3 protein-coding genes and 1 pseudogene are annotated in these 2692 nt (G+C 45.4%); 2 read left to right on the forward strand and 2 right to left on the reverse strand.

Annotated elements, in window-relative coordinates; all coding sequences use genetic code 11:
- Positions 1-178 precede the first annotated feature (178 nt).
- Positions 179-899, reverse strand: a pseudogene (locus QTO00_RS18360) (acyl-CoA thioesterase domain-containing protein).
- Positions 900-1122: 223 nt separating this feature from the next.
- Here QTO00_RS18360 and QTO00_RS18365 point away from each other — a divergent pair.
- Positions 1123-1551, forward strand: coding sequence for a YbaY family lipoprotein (locus QTO00_RS18365; protein ID WP_331426060.1), 429 nt, complete (start codon positions 1123-1125; stop codon positions 1549-1551).
- A 38-nt stretch (positions 1552-1589) separates the two neighbouring features.
- Here the strand turns inward: QTO00_RS18365 and QTO00_RS18370 are convergent, their stop codons facing one another.
- The gene (locus tag QTO00_RS18370; RefSeq protein ID WP_038207062.1) at positions 1590-1892 is read right to left on the reverse strand and encodes an MGMT family protein; all 303 of its coding nucleotides are present in this window, start codon (positions 1890-1892) and stop codon (positions 1590-1592) included.
- A 50-nt stretch (positions 1893-1942) separates the two neighbouring features.
- Here QTO00_RS18370 and QTO00_RS18375 point away from each other — a divergent pair, with 50 nt between their 5' ends.
- On the forward strand, positions 1943-2683 hold the full coding sequence (locus QTO00_RS18375) for a hypothetical protein (protein ID WP_331426061.1): 741 nt from the start codon (positions 1943-1945) through the stop codon (positions 2681-2683).
- Positions 2684-2692: the final 9 nt, after the last annotated feature.

Genomic DNA, 2692 nt, shown 5'->3' on the forward strand with positions numbered 1-2692 from the left:
ACGGAAATAAGGCCAATACTGACTTCTGTATGCCACTCTAAGGGTTGGTTACTTCAGTTCGTCGTATAACCAAAAATATCGCGATCGCGGCCTACGGCCGCTCCATACAAAGAACCCCACTTAAAAAGTGGGGTTCGTCATCAATCTGAAGCCTCCAAGGAGGAGGCCTGCTAATAAACTATTCAGTAAAGCGCATCACGCCTTCTTGAACTGCTGAAGCGACTAAGTCACCATTGCGATTGTAGATTTCACCACGAACTAAACCACGGGTATTACTTGCTGTCGGGCTTTCGATAACATATAGCAACCACTCATCCATTTTAAATGGGCGGTGGAACCAGATCGAGTGATCGATAGTGGCCACTTGGAATTTTGGTGTCATGAGCGATACACCATGTGGATGTAGTGCGGTTACTAAGAAACCCCAGTCTGACGCGTAACCTAGTAAGTATTGGTGGATCAACTGGTTCTCCGGCACCTCTCCATTTGCACGAATCCACAGGTATTGCTTCGGCTCGACTTTCTCAGGTTTTAACGGGTTCACCACGGTGACCAAAACCTGGTGCTTCACCATGGTAAGACGCAGTCAAATAGAAGATAGGTCGCCCATTTTGAATCGCTTTTACGCGGCGAGTACTAAAACTACGGCCATCGCGCAGGTTTTCAACGTCATAGATAATCGGTTTTTCTGGATTGCCCGGGTATAGGAAGTAGCTGTGAAATGAGTGTACAGTACGGTCTTCAGCAACAGTGTAACGCGCAGCTGAGAGAGCTTGACCAATGACTTGGCCGCCATAAACTTGAGGTAGCCCTAAGTTTTCGCTCTGGCCTCTAAATAGACCTTTTTCTAGCTTTTCCAGTTGGAGTAACTTAAGTAACTCTGTAAGCGGTTTGCTCATTATAAAAACCTTTATTCTTAGTATCTGTCGATCATTTTACCGTTATTAGTAAGAAATAAAACAACTGCTTGGAGATAGTTGTAAGCCTCGGTTGTATCGAACAGACCCTAATGTCAGCTTGAGTTCAATATCGTTAAAGTCTTGTCAATATTGGATAAATTTCAATGACAAATAATAGCGGCCGCTTATAATTTGTGCTGAGTTAATTATTGAGTGATTGTTTATGAAAAAGGTCTACGCGCTGATTGTTTCCGCTATGCTAGGTTTAGTACTAATGGGTTGCCAGTCTGCCGATCCAGTTAAAACTCCCAATAGTGTCGAAAAGGTGACAGGAACAGTGAGTTATCGTGAGCGTATAGCGCTACCAGAAGGCGCTGTTGTCACTGTGACTTTACAAGATGTGTCTTTAGCGGATGCGCCTGCAAAAGTGATTGCTAAACATCGTTTTGAAACCAATGGTAAGCAAGTCCCGTTTGATTTTGATCTGGCGTACCACACGGCAAAAATTGATGCGCGTCATCGCTATAGTGTGAGTGCTCGAATTGAGGTGAATGGGTCACTACGCTTTATCACTGACACTTCATACCCAGTGATAACCGATCCAAACAACACTGACCATGTTGACTTGCGCCTTATTGGTGTAGGGCAGTAGTTGCTGGAGTCCAATGGGTCCTAATAACTTGGCAGTCGTTACGGCTGCCATCTGAACCTTCTTAAGCTCACCTTGCCATCGGCAGTCACCTCAACCCCCTCTGCTATTAATGCTTCTCGCTGACGGACTAAGTCTTCACCTTTGAGAGATATTCGCCCTTGACTGTTAATAACCCGGAACCAAGGTAGTTTACTGTCAGGGGGTAAATTGCTTAGCGCTTTTCCAACATGACGGGCATATCCTGGGTATCCTGCCAATTTTGCGATCTCGCCATAAGTGCTCACTTTTCCTAAGGGAATTTGGTGAATTACAGCAAAGATTTGCAATAAAAACTGATCCATAATGACGGTGTCCTAGTGTAGTTTTTCCAAGGAATGGATAAGGAGAGGGCATGGTATTGTCAACAATTCAGTTCTTAGTGACAACTTTATTAGCTGTGGTTTGCGCACGAGCAATCAGCTTGAGCGAGGGCGATATCCCTGTCTTGGCCCTATTAATTCCAGCCCTATGGGTTTTACCCCAAGGTGGTGTCGTGGGCCTCGTACTCATGGTAGCTATGACCACTTACGGCCTTACACTTCCTTATCAGCCTATCACACTTTCTGTCAGTCTATGGATACTGTTCCCGCTGTTAATGGTCGCATTTTCTAAACGCAGTAGTATTGGTGTGGTGTTAACTAGTTTGTTGATTGTGAGTACTTTATTGGTCGGCATCATGGTTACCCAAGGCGGTGGAAAGCTAGCAGGTGATCCTGTGGTGACTCTTGTCCAAACGGTTGCCGTGTGTGTGACTTGGTGGGCAGCTTCTCACTGGAAACCATCTAATCATCATAGCTGGTGGGCTCTGGGGCTCATACTACCGCTATGGATCGCGGACCTTTCACATGCTGCACTTATCGCACTTTGTGTTACGGGCATTATGGCTTCTATGGAGAGTTTGTCGCAGCTAAAAACTTTTAAGTGGAGCAAGTTGTTGTGCTGGACGCTGCCCACTGTTGGGTTTGCCGCACTGGTGGTGTCCCCCAATATTGAGGTACCAAATCCAGTCTTCGTCGTGTGGTTATGCTTACTAGGTACAGCATGGATGACCGACTATATTTTAAGAAGTGTGGATGAGAACCAAGATATATAAAATCTCTAT

This window comes from Vibrio sp. M260118, from assembly GCF_036533755.1.
Classification (GTDB): Bacteria; Pseudomonadota; Gammaproteobacteria; order Enterobacterales; family Vibrionaceae; genus Vibrio.

Coding starts and splice junctions, on each gene's coding strand:
- QTO00_RS18365 (WP_331426060.1), top strand. CDS start 1,123: ATGAAAAAGGTCTACGCGCTGATTGTTTCCGCTATGCTAGGTTTAGTA.
- QTO00_RS18370 (WP_038207062.1), bottom strand. CDS start 1,892: ATGGATCAGTTTTTATTGCAAATCTTTGCTGTAATTCACCAAATTCCC.
- QTO00_RS18375 (WP_331426061.1), top strand. CDS start 1,943: ATGGTATTGTCAACAATTCAGTTCTTAGTGACAACTTTATTAGCTGTG.